Below are 15,646 nucleotides of genomic sequence, written 5' to 3' on the forward strand. Positions count from 1 at the left end.
GGCCATAGGCCTTCAAGCAAAGGAGCCCGTCATGAGCACCGCAGTCCTCGAACCCACCCTCACCACCCTGTCCGACAAGCAGGCCACCATCGACACGATGTCGCGTCTCGGCGTCGTTCCGCTCGTCACCCTGAACGACGTGGACGAGGCCATCCCGCTCGCCCACGCCCTCGCCGACGGCGGCGTGCCGATCGCCGAGGTCACGTTCCGATCCGAAGCCGCCCTCGCCGGCATGGCCCGCATCCACGATTACGTGCCCGAGGTCATGCTCATCGCCGGCACCGTGCATAGCGTTGAGCAGGCGCGTCAGGCCGTCGCCGCCGGCTGCATCGGCATCGTCACCCCGTCCTTCGACGAGCGCGTCGTCGACTGGTGCCTCGACAGCGACGTGCTCGTCCTGCCCGGCACCGCCGTCCCCTCCGACATCGAGAAGGCCTACGACCGCGGTCTGCGCTACGCGAAGTTCTTCCCGGCCGAGGCGTACGGCGGCGTGAAGACCCTCAAGGCGCTCGCCGGCCCGTTCGCCGAGATGAACTTCCTGCCCACCGGCGGCGTGAACCTGAAGAACGTGGCCGACTACGCGGCGCTGAGGAACGTGTTCGCCGTCGGCGGCAGCTTCCCGGTGCCGTCCGCCGCGCAGAAGATCGGCGACTGGGCGGCCGTCGCGCAGGCGTGCCGCGCCGCGCGCGAGGCCGTCGCCGCCGCCCGCGCCTGACCGGAGCCGCGCGCGGGACCGGTCCGTGCGCCCCCACAGACTTGCCGGCGTCGTGACGAGCGAGGACGCACCCCTGCCTTTTTGGTCCTCGCCCGTCGCGGCGCCGGCATTCCAATGCCCGAAGACACCACCCGCAATGCATCACAGGAGACGATACGATGATCAATTTCGGCGTTCGCGGCCATGACGTGCCGTTCGACGGCACCCCCGAGGACCTGGCGCGAGGCATCGCGGCCACCGGCGCGCACAACGTGCAGTTCGCGCTCAACGCGCTCTTCCCGGACCTCAAGTCCGGGGCGAAGGAGATCAATCCCGGCATGGGCACGTACTTCCGCCGCGTGCTCGACGAGCAGGGCGTGCGGATCGCCGTGCTCAGCTGCTACATCAACATGATCCACCCCGATCCCGCCACGCGCGAGACGCTGCTCGAGAAGTTCGAGGCGTACCTGCGCCACGCGAAGTACTTCGGCGCGCCGATGGTCGCCAGCGAGACCGGCTCCGTGCTCGAGACGCTCGGCGTGTACACGGAACGCAACTTCACCGAGGACGTCTACCTCGACACGGTCGGCGTGATCCGCCGGCTCGTCGCCGCGGGCGAGCGGTACTCGACGCTCGTCGGCATCGAACCGGGCCGCAACCACCCGATCCACGACCTCGCCACGATCGAACGGCTGATCCGCGACATCGACTCGCCGTGGATGGGCATCGTGCTCGACCCGTCCGTGCTCATCGACGGCGAGACGTACGACAGCCAGATCGACCTGATCGAGGAGGCGTTCTCCCGCTTCGGCGACCGCATCGTCGCCATGCACCTCAAGGACTTCCGCCCGGTGCCCGGACAGCTGGAGCTCGACATGGTGGACATCGGCGAAGGCGTGATGCGCGTCGCCGACGCGCTCGCCGTCGTCGAACGGTACCGGCCGTACCTGCCGGTCATCACCGAGGAGACCAAGGGCGAGGCGATCGCGCGCGCCATCGCACGGTACAAGGGCGTGTGATGGAAATTATGCAACACGCTGGAAATTGATTTCCATCTTTGCTGGAAACGTTGTATAGTATTCCATGAAAGCGAAAACCTCCAATCTCCATCGCTTTCCCGTCGGCAAACGGGATCACTGCCGATCCACGCCGGCGCCATATACACCAGAAACGAGGATCCATGGAACCACCACAGATGCCGGCCACCAAGGAACGGCTGACACGACTCATCGACGCCATGACGGACAACCTCGTCTCCATCGCGTCCAACGATGGTGAGGGGCTGTGGAAGGTCGGCGACGTCGTCATCGACGACAAGAGCTGGAACGTCTGGAACTGGCCGCAAGGCGTCGGCCTGTACGGTCTGTACCGCAACTACGAGGTCACCGGCAACGCCAAGGCGCTCAAGGCCGTCACCGCATGGTTCGACGCCCGCCTCGCCGAAGACAGCCCGAACAAGAACGTCAACACGATGTGTCCGCTGCTCACCATGGCCTACCTGTACGAACGCACCGGCGACAGCCGCCTGCGGCCCTACCTCGAGCAGTGGGCCCGCTGGGCGTGCGAGAGCATGCCGCGCACCGACCTGGGCGGCATGCAGCACATCACGCTCGGCGAACCCCACCACAACCAGCTGTGGGCCGACACGCTCGTCATGACCGTGCTCCCGCTCGCCAAGATCGGCCGCCTGCTCGGCGTCAGCCGCTACGTCGAAGAGGCGAAATACCAGTTCCTGATCCACATCAAGTACCTGATGGACAACACCACCGGACTGTGGTTCCACGGCTGGACCTTCGACGAACACCACAACTTCGTCGGCGCCCACTGGGCGCGCGGCAACTGCTGGGCCACCATCGCAATCCCCGAGATCATTGACATCCTCGGACTCAAGGAAGGCGACGCGCTGTACCGGTGGCTCACCGCCGTGCTCGAAGCGCAGGCCGAGGCCCTCGCCGCGCACCAGAGCGACAGCGGCCTGTGGCACACGCTCATCGACGACGAGGGCTCCTACCTCGAATCCTCCGGCACCGCCGGCATCGCCTACGGCATCCTCAGGGCCGTGCACCACGGCCACCTCGACGAGAAGTACCTCGACGTCGCCTACCGCGCCGTCGCCGGGCTCATCGACCGGATCGACGAACACGGCTCGGTCGCCGGCGTCTCCGTCGGCACCGGCATGGGATCGGACTTCGACTACTACCGCGGCATCGACATCTCGCCAATGCCCTACGGGCAGTCGCTCACCATCCTCGCATTCACCGAGATGCTCGTCTCCTACTGCTGACCACCACCAACCATCAACCACCACCAACCAACCACATCACCCATCGGGAAGAGGGAAACCTCGGAAAGGACCATCATGGGGTACGACATGAGCAAGTTCTCGCTCGAAGGCAAGGTCGCGCTCGTCACCGGCGCCAGCTACGGCATCGGCTTCGCCATCGCCACCGCCTTCGCCGCCGCCGGCGCGAAGATCGCCTTCAACGACCGCAGCCAGGAGGCCGTCGACCGCGGCCTCGCCTCCTACAAGGAGGCCGGCATCGAGGCCCACGGCTACGTCGCCGACGTCACCGACGAGGAGGCCGTCGCCGGCCTCGTCGAGAACATCGAGAAGGACCTCGGCACCATCGACATCCTCGTCAACAACGCCGGCATCATCAAGCGCATCCCGATGCTCGAGATGTCCGCCGCCGACTTCCGCCAGGTCATCGACGTCGACCTCAACGGCCCGTTCATCGTCTCCAAGGCCGTCATCCCCGGCATGATCGCCAAGGGCCACGGCAAGATCATCAACATCTGCTCGATGATGAGCGAGCTCGGCCGCGAGACCGTCTCCGCCTACGCCGCCGCCAAGGGCGGACTGAAGATGCTCACCCGCAACATCTGCTCCGAATACGGCGAGGCCAACATCCAGTGCAACGCCATCGGACCCGGCTACATCGCCACCCCGCAGACCGCCCCGCTGCGCGAACGCCAGCCCGACGGCTCCCGCCACCCCTTCGACGCGTTCATCGTCGCCAAGACGCCCGCCGCCCGCTGGGGCACCCCCGAGGACCTCCAGGGCCCCGCCGTCTTCCTCGCCTCCGACGCCTCCGACTTCGTCAACGGCCACGTCCTCTACGTCGACGGCGGCATCCTGGCCTACATCGGCAAGCAGCCTCAGTGAAAGGAACCACGCATATGAAGATCGCACTGATCAACGAGAACTCGCAGGCGGCCAAGAACGGCGTCATCGAGAAGGCCCTCACGAAGGTCGCCGCCACGCACGGCCACGAGGTGTTCAACTACGGCATGTACGCCGCCGACGACGCCGCGCAGCTCACCTACGTGCAGAACGGCATCCTCGCCGCCGCCCTCCTCAACACGAAGGCCGCCGACTACGTCGTCACCGGCTGCGGCACCGGCGAAGGCGCGATGCTCGCGCTCAACAGCTTCCCCGGCGTGATCTGCGGCCACGTCGAGGACCCGCTCGACGCGTACACCTTCTCCCAGATCAACGACGGCAACGCCATCGCCATCCCGTTCGCCCTCAAGAACGGCTGGGGCCAGGAGCTCAACCTCGAATACATCTTCGAGAAGCTGTGGATCGAACAGCCGGGAACCGGCTATCCGAAGGAGCGCGTCGTGCCCGAGCAGCGCAACAAGAAGATCCTCGACGGCGTGCGCGCCGCCGCCTACCGCCCGCTCGTCGACATCTACGAGGCGCTCGACCCTGAACTCGTCAAGGGCGCGTTCGCGGGGGAGCGGTTCAAGGAGTACTTCACCGCCAACGCCGAGGACGGCGACGTGAAGGACTACGTGCTCTCGCTCATCGGCTGAGCGGGAGCACCCCCTCAGTCGGCTTCGCCGCCAGCTCCCCCTGAAGGGGGCGCGGGGAATGGGATGCCGTTCTTTGCTCCCCCTCCCTCAGGGGAGCTGACCGGCTGTAGGCCGGACTGAGGGGGTGTCTCATTTGCGCAAATAACGTGCAATTCGTTTGACATTGTTCGTGTAGCATGGAAATCACGACGAAGTTTTCCATGCAGGAGGTCAATCATCATGGCGGAAGCGACCATCACCGATGTGGCGAAGGCCGCGGGAGTCGCGGCATCGACGGTGTCGCGCGCGCTGAACGGCGGCAACGTGAAGGCGGAGACCCGTGACCGCATCATGCAGCTCGCACGGCAGATGGGATATCGCGGCGCGGCCGTCGCCCCCGCGCGTCCGACGCGCGAGACCGCCGCAGAAGGCGGCGCACGCGGCAACCTGGGCGTCGTCGTCTCCGGCATCGGCAACTTCTACTTCACCGACATCTTCAAAGGACTGTTCTCGGTCGCGCAGAACGCGAAATACCGCCTGTTCGTGGCCGACCTGGACGCCTCGGGCGACCGCGTCGACACGCTGCAGAGCGTGATCGGCGCGTCCGAAGGCCAGATCCTCGTCTCGCCGCGGCTGAGCGACGCCGAACTGAAACGCTACTGCGACCCGGCCACCACCGTATTCACCAACCGTCAGGTCGAGGGATTCTCCACCGTCGGCATCGACGACGCGTCCGGCATCCTCCAGGCCGTGCGCCACCTCGCCTCGCTCGGGCACAGACACATCGCCTACATCTCCGGCTCCGGCAGCTCCTACGCCAACATGGTGCGCTGCCGGACCTGCATCGACGCCGCGAAATCCTACGGCATGGACTGCATCGTCATCGGACCGTTCGAACCCACCTACGCGGGCGGCGTCAACGCGGGCGACGCGCTGTTGCTCGAACCCGAGATCACCGGCGTCGTCGCGTTCAACGACCTCGTCGCCACCGGACTCATCGGGCGTCTGTCCGAGCGCGGCGTCGACATCCCCGGCGAGGTGAGCGTGATCGGCGTCGACGATTCCGTGCTCGCACGTGTCGTGCGCCCACAACTGACGACGATCGACGTGCGGCAGGAGCGCATGGGCGCGCTCGCCATGCAGATGCTCATCAACAAGATCGAATCCGCGGCGTTCCCCGAGGACGCCGCCGAGGCCGCCGAACCGCAGGTGGAGCTCGTGCCCGAGATCCTCGTCACCAGGGAATCCACCGGCGTCGCGCCCAAGTCCGTGGAGGACGACGCGCAGATCGACGAGGCGGCGTGACCTCCTCCTCAGTCACGCGAAGCGTGACAGCTCCCCCTGAAGGGGGAGCAAGAAAGAGAAGTGTTCACCCTGCGCCCCCTTCAGGGGGAGCTGGCCGGCCGTAAGACCGGACCGAGGGGATGCCCCGCAACGCATGAAAGGTCCCGTTTCCGATGAGGAGCGGGACCTTTTCCTATGCCCCGACAAGAACTCTGGAAACTATTTGCGGAAACAAATGGAAACAGTTGCGTGTCGCTGGAAATGTTTGCTATAGTGATTCATGTCACGGAAAACATCGGTGAAGATGGTTTCCAATCACACTCAGGCCGGTGGTCGAGGACGATCAACCCACGGCACATCAAGAAAGGTTGCAGTAATGAAGTTCGGCAAGAAAATCATCGCGGCGGTCGCGGCCGGCGCGGCGATGCTCTCCATGGCTGCGTGCGGCAGCGGTTCCAATTCCTCCGATGGCAAGGACGTCAACACCCTGACGGTCGCCTGGTGGGGCAACCAGCAGCGCAACGAGCGTCAGGCCAAGGTCAACAAGCTGTTCGAGCAGGCCAACAAGGGCGTCACCGTCAACGGCCAGTTCTCCGAATGGGACGACTACTGGAAGAAGCTGTCCACCAACGCGGCCGGCAAGCAGATGCCCGACGTGATCGCGATGGACTACTCCTACCTCCAGCAGTACGTCGACAACGGCCTCCTGCTCGACCTCGACCAGTACCTCGGCAAGACCATCAAGACCGACGACATCGACAAGAACGTGCTCGAGGCCGGCAAGCTTGACGGCAAGACCTACGCGCTGAGCCTCGGCAACACCGCTCCGGCACTCATCTACAACAAGACGCTGCTCGACAAGGCCGGCATCGAGGTCCCGGACCAGATGACCACCGACGACTTCATCGACATCTCCAAGCAGGTGTACGAGAAGACCGGCGTCAAGACCAACTACCGCTACTACGAGGCCTCCGAGCTGCTCGAATACCAGCTGCGCGGCGAAGGCAAGACCCTGTTCGCCGACGGCAAGCTCGGCGCCAGCGCCAAGGACGTGGAGAAGTACCTCGACGTCTACCAGACCGGCATCGAGGACGGCTGGCACATCAGCCCGGAGATCTTCGCCCAGATCAAGGCCGGCTCCGTCGAGCAGGACCCGCTGGTCTACGGCTCCGACCCGTCCGCCCGCTCCTGGTGCTCCTTCAAGTTCACCTCCCACTTCACCTCGATGCAGTCCGTGCTCACCGACGGCACCGAACTGGCCATGACCACCTGGCCGGCCAAGAACACGAAGAAGGCCGACTACGTCAAGCCCGCCATGTTCTTCGCGATCTCCAAGAGCGCCAAGAACCCGGAGCTCGCCGCCAAGTACATCGACTTCTACACGAACAACGAGGACGCCGTGAAGGCCATGTCCACCGACCGCGGCCTGCCGATCAACTCCAAGATGATGGACGCCCTGGAGCCGAGCCTCGCCGACACCGACAAGAAGTCCGTCGCGTTCCTCAACGACCAGGTCATCCCGAACAGCTCGAAGATCAACCCGCCGGCGCCCGCCGCCGCCACCGAGTTCAACTCCACGATGCTGCCGACCGCCGAGGAGAACGTCCTGTACAAGAAGAACACCGCCGCCGAAGCCGCCAAGACGCTGGTCGACGAGGCCAACGACGCCCTGGCGAAGTAAGGAGGCCCGATCGACACCAGACCATGACGCCGCCGCCGGCCCTTCCACTCAACCGACAATCGACGGCCGGCGGCGGACACCACAATCTCCTTTTCCTTCCAACTACTCCTCCTTCAGACGAAAGCCGGACATGGCTTGACGCAAAGCGACGTCCGGCTTTCGTCGTCTCCACACACTTCATTCTTCGAAAGGCATGGCAATGTCCCACGCAACCGCAGCGGCGCCCGTCTCGGCGCGCAACGCGAACACGGCGAGGAAGACCGCCGGGGTGACGTTCCGCAAGGAAGGCGCGCTACGCCGCTTCCTCAACAAGGAGAGCGTCGCCGGATACGTCTGCGCCTCCCCGTTCATCTTCGGCTTCCTCATGTTCATGATCGTCCCGATGGTGCTCTCCCTCTACTACTCGTTCACCGACTACAGCATCATCGGCGAGGCCTCCTGGATCGGCCTCGACAACTACGTCGAGATGTTCACCCAGGACGACCTGTTCTGGAAATCCCTCGGCGTGACCTTCCTGTTCGCCCTCATCTCCGTGCCGCTCAAGCTCATCTTCGCGCTGTTCGTGGCCATGCTGCTGCTCAAGAACTCCAAGGCCTCCGGCTTCTACCGCGCCGCCTACTACCTGCCGTCCATCCTCGGCGGCTCCGTCGCCATCGCCGTCCTGTGGAAGCAGATGTTCGCCTCCGACGGCACCATCAACCAGGTGCTCGGCCTGTTCGGCGTCAAGTCCGACTTCGCCTGGCTCGGCAACACGAAGACCGCCATCTGGACGCTCATCATCCTGGCCGTCTGGCAGTTCGGCTCCTCGATGCTGATCTTCCTCGCGTCCCTCAAGCAGATCCCCGCCGAACTCTACGAGGCCGCCAGCGTCGACGGCGCCTCCAAGTGGACGCAGTTCTGGAAGATCACCCTGCCCCTGCTCACCCCGACCATCTTCTTCAATCTGGTCATGCAGATGATCAACGGCTTCCTGGCCTTCACCCAGTGCTACATCATCACGCAGGGCAAGCCGATGAACTCCACCCTGTTCTACATGGTCCACATGTACGACGAATCCTTCACCAACTACCACGCGGGATACGGCGCCGCGATGGCCTGGGTCATGCTGATCCTGGTCGGCGCGTTCACCCTGTTCCTGTTCGCCACCAAGCGTTTCTGGGTCTACGACGAGGAGGCCTGATCCATCATGACCACTGCGACTTCAACCACCCCGGTCCGCAACGCGCCGCGCGTCAAGCCCGGCCGCATCGTCTACCACGTGCTCGTCTTCGCGTTCGCGCTGCTCATGCTCTACCCGATCGCGTGGATGGTGTTCAGCTCCTTCAAGCCCACGAAGACCGTGTTCACCACCGCCGGCGAGCTGTTCCCGACCACATGGACGCTCGACAACTACGTCAACGGCTTCCGCGGCTTCGAACCCGGCATCCCGTTCTTCCGCTACATCGGCAACTCGCTGTTCATCGCCGTGACCGCCACGATCGGCACCGTGTTCTCCTCCGCGATCGTCGCCTACGCGCTGAGCCGCCTCAAGTTCAAGGGCAACAAGACGCTGTTCGTCGCCATGATGATCTCAATGATGCTGCCCGCCCAGGTGCTCATGGTCCCGCAGTACCTGTGGTACCAGAAGCTCGGCTGGACCAACTCCTACCTGCCGCTCATCGTGCCCTACTGCTTCGCCATCCAGGGATTCTTCATCTACCTGATGATGAACTTCATCGACGGCATCCCGAAGAGCCTCGACGAGGCGGCGAAGATCGACGGCTGCTCCTTCTACGGCATCTTCGCCCGCGTGATCTTCCCGCTGCTCACCCCGGCGCTCGTCACCGGCTGCATCTTCTCCTTCATGTGGCGCTGGGACGACTTCCTCGGAGCCCTGCTGTACGTGTCCGACACCGAGAAGTACCCGGTGGCCCTCGCGCTCAAGCTCTTCTCCGACCCCGGCTCCTCCTCCGACTACGGCGCCCTGTTCGCCATGGCGTCCGTCTCCATCCTTCCCTCGGTGCTCATCTTCCTCTTCTTCCAGAAGTATCTGGTCGAAGGCGTGAGCACCTCGGGACTCAAGGGCTGAGGCTTCCTCCTCCTTCGACTCCAGCCCGCATCGCCGCCGCGCACCCGCCGCCATGGACTTGCTACCTCCTTCCTTCCCCATGGCGGCGGAGGCCGGCGCCGCTCCATATTCCGCATATCCGTTCCATCACCAGAAAGCCGGTTGACCACCATGAGCCTGTTCTCGCTGTTCTACAACGGTCGGAGCCATGAATCCGAGCGTCAGGCCAACCCGCAGGGCATCCACCTGTTCTTCGCCGTCATCAAGTGGCATTGGGGCCGCCTGATCGGCCTCAACGTCATGTTCATCCTCTCCTGCGTGCCGATCGTCACCATCCCCTGCGCGATGACCGCGATGAGCGCCGTCCTCGGGCGCATGGTTCAGCGCCGCATCTGCTACCCGTTCCACGACTACTGGCGCGAGTTCACGCGCGAATGGAAACGCTCCACGGCCTGCGGCGCCGTCATGTTCGGCGTGCTCGCCGCCGCCCTGTTCGGCATGCTCTTCTACCCGCGTTCCGGCATGCCCGGCGGCTACGCGCTCGCCGGCCTGTGCCTCGTCGCCGCGCTGTTCGACGTCATGGTGATGATGATCGTCTTCCCGCTCGTCGCGTTCACCGACCTGCCCGTCCCCGCCGTGCTCAGGAACGCCGTCCTGCTCACCCAGATGCGGTTGGGCCGGATGGCCGCCGCGCTCGCCGCGCTCGCCGGCCTCACGGCCGTCACCTACCTCGGCATGCCGTTCACCGTGCTCGTCCCGCCGCTGTTCGGATGCTCGCTCGCCGGCCTGATCGGCGTGTTCGCCGCATGGGACGGGATGAAGCGCCACGTGATCGTCGACATGGCCGACCACGTCACGGCGGGACGCGACGTCGCGTCCGCCGCCGTGGCGGACGGCGGGGAGGACGCGCGATGAGCGACAAGGTCACGATCTACGACGTCGCGAAGGTCGCCGGCGTCTCGCCGTCCACCGTCTCGCGCACGTTCGCCGCGCCCGGCCGAGTGAGCGCCGAGACGGCGCGCAAGGTCCAGGACGCCGCCGACGCGATCGGCTACCACGCCGATCCGATTACCTCCGGCCGCAGGCACGTCAACGGCAAAGGGCTGATCGCGGTGATCGTGCCCGACCTCGCCAACCCGTTCTTCGCCGCGATCTGCCGCAGCGTGCAGGACGAATGTTCCTCGCGCGGATTCGGCATGGTCGTCAGCGAATCGCGCGAGGTCGTCGCCCGCGAGCGCATCATCTTCGACGAGGTGCTGCCGTACGTGCGCGGCGTGCTGCTCGTCTCGCCGCGCATGCCCGACGTGATGATCCGCAAATGCGCGCAGCTGTGCCCGACCGTCGTCGTCAACCGCAACGTGCGCGGCGTGCCCAACGTGGTCATCGACATCTCCGACGCGGTCAAGCAGGCGGTGCGGTACTTCGCGCTCATGGGCTACCACCGGCTCACCTACATCGACGGGCCGTCGACCTCGTGGGTGGGCGGCGTCAAATGGCGCACCATCTCCGACGAATGCAACGCCCGCAACATCTCGCTCAAACGCTCCCACCCGTGCGCGCCCACCGTGGACGGCGGCAACGTGTTCGTCGACGAGTACCTGCTCAACCCCACCGGCGCGGTCATCGCCTACAACGACCTGATGGCGCTCGGCTTCGTCGCCGGCATGCGCAAGCGCGGCTACGAGTGCCCGGAGCGGTTCTCGGTGATCGGCTTCGACAACGACAAGCTCGCCGCGCTGTCCAACCCGTCGCTGACCACGATCCACATGCCGGCCGCCGCGCTCGGCTCCGACGCGGCCGCCGCGCTGCTGAGCCGCATCAGCGGCGGCGACGTGCCTGGCACGGCCGTCACCGTCCCCGCCCGCCTCGTCATGCGCCACAGCGTCGGCAAGGCGGCGTGAACCGGGACAACAAGTGGCAACCCATTGACCGCGGAACCGTCAATCGAGGAGGACATCATGCCGTTACCCGTTCCGCCGCGAGACTGCGGCTACGACCACGACCACGCCGTCGCATTGGCGCGACGGGACGGCGTGACCGACGACGAATTCGCCGAAGCCGCCGCCTACGGGCGCCTGCTCGACGCGCACCGGGCGTGGGGGCTGCCGTTCAACGGCTACTGCAACGCCGCCGGATACGGCTACGTGCAGGAGCCGACGTTCGCCGTCGCGCAGGACGGCTGGAACGCCTACGAGGCGTTCAGCCGGCTCAGCCGCGGCGCGCAGACCGCCGTCGTCTACGAAAGCCTCACCGCCGGGCATGACGTCGACCATGAATCCGCGCGACAGTTCCTCAAGCATGAACGCGGCGTCATCATCCACGCCAACCAGCCGTACTGACCGCCGACGTGTCGGCTGTGAGGCAAATCACGGCCGACATGCAGAGCGGTTCCTCCGCCCGCGAGGGCACGGGATGCACCATGGATATACGGGTGCCGCGAGATTGCGGGGCGCCGGTCGAGGAAGGCCGGTGGCGCGGCTCCGGGCCGAGTCGGAGATTCGATGAGGCCATATCCCCGACGGACCAGCAAAGGACCCATCACAATGACGTATGCAACCATCAACCCGTACACCGGCGAGACCGTCGCCACCTTCCCGAACGCCACCGCCGACGAGGTCGACGCCGCGCTCGGCAACGCGCACCGCGCCTTCCTCGCATGGCGCGACCTGCCGGTCGCGCGACGCGTCGCCGTGCTCGAACAGGCCGCGAGCATCCTCGAAGCGAACCGCGAGGACTACGCCGCCACCATCACGCTCGAAATGGGCAAGACCGCGGCGGAGGCGGCCGGCGAGATCGACATCTGCGTCGCCATGCTGCGCTACTACGTGGACCACGGCGAGGAGCTGCTCGCCCCGCGCTTCCTGTCCGCCAACGGCTACGGCGACACCGACGTGCAGCTCGTCAACGATCCGATGGGCGTGATCTTCGCCGTCGAACCATGGAACTTCCCCTACTATCAGGTCGTGCGCATCACCGCGCCGCAGCTCACCGCCGGCAACGTCGTCGTGCTCAAGCACGCGTCCAACGTGCCGCAGTGCGCGGCGCGCATGGCATCGCTGTTCCATCTCGCCGCCGAAGGCGCCGGCGTCGACGAGGCCGTGGCGGGAGGGCTCCTCACCAACCTGTACCTGCCGCACGACCTGACCGAAGCCGTGATCGCGCACCCGGCCGTGCGCGGCGTCGCACTCACCGGATCGGAGAAGGCGGGCGGCCTCGTCGCCTCGCTCGCCGCGAAACATCTCAAGAAGAGCACGCTGGAACTCGGCGGCGCCGACGCGTTCATCGTGCTTTCCGACGCCGACGTGGACAAGGCCGCCGACTGGGCGGTGCGCGGACGCAACTGGAACGCCGGGCAGGTGTGCGTCTCCTCGAAGCGGCTCATCGTGGTCGACGAGGTGTACGACCGGTTCCTCGCCCGTTACCGCGAAGGCGCGGCGAAGCTCGTCGCCGGCGATCCGAACGACCCGAAGACGACGCTCGCGCCGCTGTCGAGCGCAGGCGCGAAGCGCACGCTGCAACGGCAGGTCGACGAGGCGGTCGCGCAGGGCGCCCACGTCGAATACCTCGCCGACGTGCCGGAGACCGGCGCGTTCTTCCCGCCCACGCTGCTCACCGACGTGAGCGAGGACAACGACGCGTTCCACACCGAGTTCTTCGGGCCGGTCGCGCAGCTGTACCGCGCGAAGGACGAGGATGACGCGGTGCGCATCGCCAACGACTCGCCGTTCGGGCTCGGCGGCTCCGTGTTCAGCCGGGACGTCCGCCACGCGCAGCAGGTGGCGCGCCGGCTCGACACCGGCATGGTCGCCGTCAACCATCCGACCATCGTCGCGGCGGACATCCCGTTCGGCGGCGTGAAGAACTCCGGCTACGGCCACGAGCTCATCGACCTGGGACTGAAGGAGTTCGTCAACCAGAAGGTCATCGCCGTGGGCGACATTGACGCCTTGTGACGGCCGAGGCCGGGCACGGGCGGTTACGGACGCTTCGGGCGTTCCAGGTGGCGGCGCGCCAGGTCGAACGTGTAGATGGCGAGGGCGAGCCAGATCACCGAGAACGAGACGAACCGGTGCGCGGGCACGTGTTCGCCGAGCACCGCGATGCCGAGGATTAGCTGGATGGTGGGCGTGATGTACTGCGTGAAGCTCAGCGTGAGGAACGCCGCATGCCGCACGCCGTACGAGGTGAGCACGAGCGGGATCGCGGTGAGCAGCCCGCAGCCGGCGAGCAGCGCCCACACCCACCACGGCTCGCCCTCCGGCACGCCGAAGCCCGGCTGCGCGGCGAGCGCCGCGAACGCGAACGGCGCGAGCACGCCGGTCTCGAACGTCAACGATTGGAACGGGTCGAGCGGGATGAACCGTTTGATCAGGCAGTACCCGGAGTAGCTGAACGTCATGAGCAGGGCGAGCCCCGGGAACGCGCCCGTGTCGAGCACGTAGAGCGCGCCGCCGGCAAGCGCGACCACCATCGAGACGAGGCCGGGCCGTGTGGCCCGCTCATGCAGGATGACCAGCGCGAGCGCCATGTTGATGAGCGGCATGAGGAAGTTCGCGGCGCTCGCCTCGGAGGTGCGTCCGACGGCGACGAGTCGGATGTAGACGACCCAGTCGATGGTGACGAGCACGGCCGCCGCGACCTCCATCCAGAAGACGCGCGGCTTGCGCCACATGGCACTCACGGCCGCGACGAACCCGTGCCAGCGCCGTGTGGCCAGCATGAACAGCACCATGACGACGGCCGCCGTGAGGATGCGGTAGAGCATCACGTTCATCGACGGCACGGTGGCGAGCGCCGCCCAGTACAGGGGGAACATGCCGTAGACGAACGCCTGGGCGAGCGTCGCGGCGACGCCCCGCGGCGTCTGGATGACGCGTTCGCCGGTCCGCGGCGTCGTCGCCGGGGTACGTTCGGCGGCGGTGTCGCCGCCCGCGCTCGTCGCGTCGTGTGCGTGAGATGCCGGTTCGTTCGTCATGTCGTCTTCCGTCGTGGTCGATGGTGGTCGATTGGTGGTTGGTGGTGGTTGGTGATTGCGGCCGGTGGCGATTGTATCGCGTCCGCGGAATGGGGTGCCGCGTCGTATGGAAGGGGCGCCGCGTCGCGCGGAACCCGCGCGATGGCGGTGGACGACGCGCGCTCGTCCACCGGGTTTTCCACCGTCGGGCACGGGAACGTGGATGGGTTTGCCCGTGCCGCGACGGGGACATACCGTGGGGTGCACGGGGAGGGCGACGGCGCCTTCCGCAGGATCTCGGAGGGGGAATCATGATGATGGTTGATATGCCGGACGGGCTGGTGGCCGATGCGCCGCGCGGCGTGCCGGTCGATGCCGGCACGGCCGCGGCGAAGGACTCCGGTCGCGGCCGTGACACATGCGCCCGTGGGGCTCGCGTCCATGACGGGGGTGATGTTCCGCGGGACGTGCCGGTCGCGACCGTGCCGATGGCCGATGTGGTCGCCATGTTCCGTGAGAACGATCTGGTGACGTATGGGGATGCGCGGCGCGAGTTCTTCATCCAGTTGAATCTCAATCCGTTCCGGCCGCGGTCGCGCGCGTTCCACGAGCATGTGGAGGACGCGTTCGCCCAATGGTTCGCGTTCGATTATCACCTCGACGTCTCCGGCCTGACGCCGTTCGCCGTGGCCGCGGCGTACGAGCGTCTCGACCGCGGCGATCTGGGGGAGCGGGGGTATCGCGACCTGTGCGAGATGTCGTCGTCGAACGTCGCCTCGTGGTTCTGGGTGCGTGGCGCGTGCGCCGGGTCGGGCGTCGTGACGGTGGAGGATCTGGCGCATGGCGGCGTGTTCGACGTGCGTGACCGGGCGGCGGCGCGGCGGTTCGACGGCGCGTGCGGCGGCACGATCATCGGCCGCGTGGCGGAGGTTCGCGGCGTGTGGCGCATGCCGTGGGCGACGTTGTATGAGGCGCATACGCCGGACGATGACGCGTTCCGCGCGCATGTGGCGGCTTCGCTGCGTGCGTGGGAGCCGGGCTATGTGGATTACGCGCGTCTGCTGTTCGGCCGGGACCGCCGCCTCAAGGTCGATTGGGAGGAGGTGGCGGCATCGCGGTGACGGCCGCCGCGTGACGGTGGTGGAACGCACAGGGCCGTGGTCCGGGGATTGATGCCCCGGGCCACGG

General features: G+C 66.3%; 15 protein-coding genes. 14 read left to right on the forward strand and 1 reads right to left on the reverse strand.

Going from position 1 to position 15,646, the window contains the following annotated elements; translation table 11 throughout:
* Positions 1-31: 31 nt before the first annotated feature.
* The 13 genes from eda to Uis4E_RS00970 all read left to right on the forward strand — a co-directional run bounded on the left by eda (position 32) and on the right by Uis4E_RS00970 (position 13,457).
* Positions 32-715 (forward strand): bifunctional 4-hydroxy-2-oxoglutarate aldolase/2-dehydro-3-deoxy-phosphogluconate aldolase, encoded by a 684-nt coding sequence (gene eda / locus Uis4E_RS00910; RefSeq protein ID WP_101621366.1) that lies wholly within the window; start codon positions 32-34, stop codon positions 713-715.
* Between the two features lie 158 nt (positions 716-873).
* Positions 874-1,713, forward strand: coding sequence for a sugar phosphate isomerase/epimerase family protein (locus tag Uis4E_RS00915; protein ID WP_101621367.1), 840 nt, complete (start codon positions 874-876; stop codon positions 1,711-1,713).
* 161 nt (positions 1,714-1,874) lie between these two features.
* A complete protein-coding gene (bglB, locus tag Uis4E_RS00920; RefSeq protein WP_207764523.1) occupies positions 1,875-2,978 on the forward strand; it encodes a beta-galactosidase BglB in 1,104 nt (367 codons plus the stop codon).
* Between the two features lie 75 nt (positions 2,979-3,053).
* Positions 3,054-3,860, forward strand: coding sequence for a gluconate 5-dehydrogenase (locus tag Uis4E_RS00925; protein ID WP_279324949.1), 807 nt, complete (start codon positions 3,054-3,056; stop codon positions 3,858-3,860).
* A 14-nt stretch (positions 3,861-3,874) separates the two neighbouring features.
* On the forward strand, positions 3,875-4,513 hold the full coding sequence (locus tag Uis4E_RS00930; protein WP_101621369.1) for an RpiB/LacA/LacB family sugar-phosphate isomerase: 639 nt from the start codon (positions 3,875-3,877) through the stop codon (positions 4,511-4,513).
* A gap of 219 nt (positions 4,514-4,732) precedes the next feature.
* Entirely contained in the window at positions 4,733-5,797 is a 1,065-nt protein-coding gene (locus Uis4E_RS00935; protein WP_101621370.1) for a LacI family DNA-binding transcriptional regulator, read from the forward strand.
* Positions 5,798-6,152: 355 nt separating this feature from the next.
* The gene (locus Uis4E_RS00940) at positions 6,153-7,457 is read left to right on the forward strand and encodes an ABC transporter substrate-binding protein (RefSeq protein WP_165784792.1); all 1,305 of its coding nucleotides are present in this window, start codon (positions 6,153-6,155) and stop codon (positions 7,455-7,457) included.
* A gap of 199 nt (positions 7,458-7,656) precedes the next feature.
* Entirely contained in the window at positions 7,657-8,637 is a 981-nt protein-coding gene (locus Uis4E_RS00945) for a carbohydrate ABC transporter permease (protein ID WP_101621372.1), read from the forward strand.
* Between the two features lie 6 nt (positions 8,638-8,643).
* Positions 8,644-9,525, forward strand: coding sequence for a carbohydrate ABC transporter permease (locus Uis4E_RS00950; protein WP_101621373.1), 882 nt, complete (start codon positions 8,644-8,646; stop codon positions 9,523-9,525).
* A gap of 150 nt (positions 9,526-9,675) precedes the next feature.
* A complete protein-coding gene (locus Uis4E_RS00955; RefSeq protein WP_133125362.1) occupies positions 9,676-10,419 on the forward strand; it encodes a DUF624 domain-containing protein in 744 nt (247 codons plus the stop codon).
* Positions 10,416-11,405: a LacI family DNA-binding transcriptional regulator gene (locus Uis4E_RS00960; protein ID WP_101621375.1), complete on the forward strand. Its 990-nt coding sequence runs from the start codon at positions 10,416-10,418 to the stop codon at positions 11,403-11,405. Before Uis4E_RS00955 ends, Uis4E_RS00960 begins: the two co-directional genes overlap by 4 nt.
* A 57-nt stretch (positions 11,406-11,462) precedes the next feature.
* The gene (locus Uis4E_RS00965; protein ID WP_133125363.1) at positions 11,463-11,843 is read left to right on the forward strand and encodes a glycerophosphodiester phosphodiesterase; all 381 of its coding nucleotides are present in this window, start codon (positions 11,463-11,465) and stop codon (positions 11,841-11,843) included.
* Positions 11,844-12,047: 204 nt separating this feature from the next.
* Positions 12,048-13,457 (forward strand): NAD-dependent succinate-semialdehyde dehydrogenase, encoded by a 1,410-nt coding sequence (locus Uis4E_RS00970; RefSeq protein ID WP_101621377.1) that lies wholly within the window; start codon positions 12,048-12,050, stop codon positions 13,455-13,457.
* Positions 13,458-13,480: 23 nt separating this feature from the next.
* On the opposite strand, the gene Uis4E_RS00975 is transcribed toward Uis4E_RS00970, so the two are convergent.
* Positions 13,481-14,479 carry an EamA family transporter gene (locus Uis4E_RS00975; protein WP_101621378.1) on the reverse strand — a complete coding sequence of 333 codons (999 nt, stop codon included), beginning with the start codon at positions 14,477-14,479 and terminating at the stop codon, positions 13,481-13,483.
* Positions 14,480-14,769: 290 nt separating this feature from the next.
* Between Uis4E_RS00975 and Uis4E_RS00980 the strand changes: the two genes are divergently transcribed.
* On the forward strand, positions 14,770-15,579 hold the full coding sequence (locus Uis4E_RS00980; protein ID WP_133125364.1) for a hypothetical protein: 810 nt from the start codon (positions 14,770-14,772) through the stop codon (positions 15,577-15,579).
* The last annotated feature ends 67 nt before the right edge of the window (positions 15,580-15,646 follow it).

The organism is Bifidobacterium parmae (genome assembly GCF_002860365.1).
GTDB classification, from domain to species: Bacteria; Actinomycetota; Actinomycetes; order Actinomycetales; family Bifidobacteriaceae; genus Bifidobacterium; species Bifidobacterium parmae.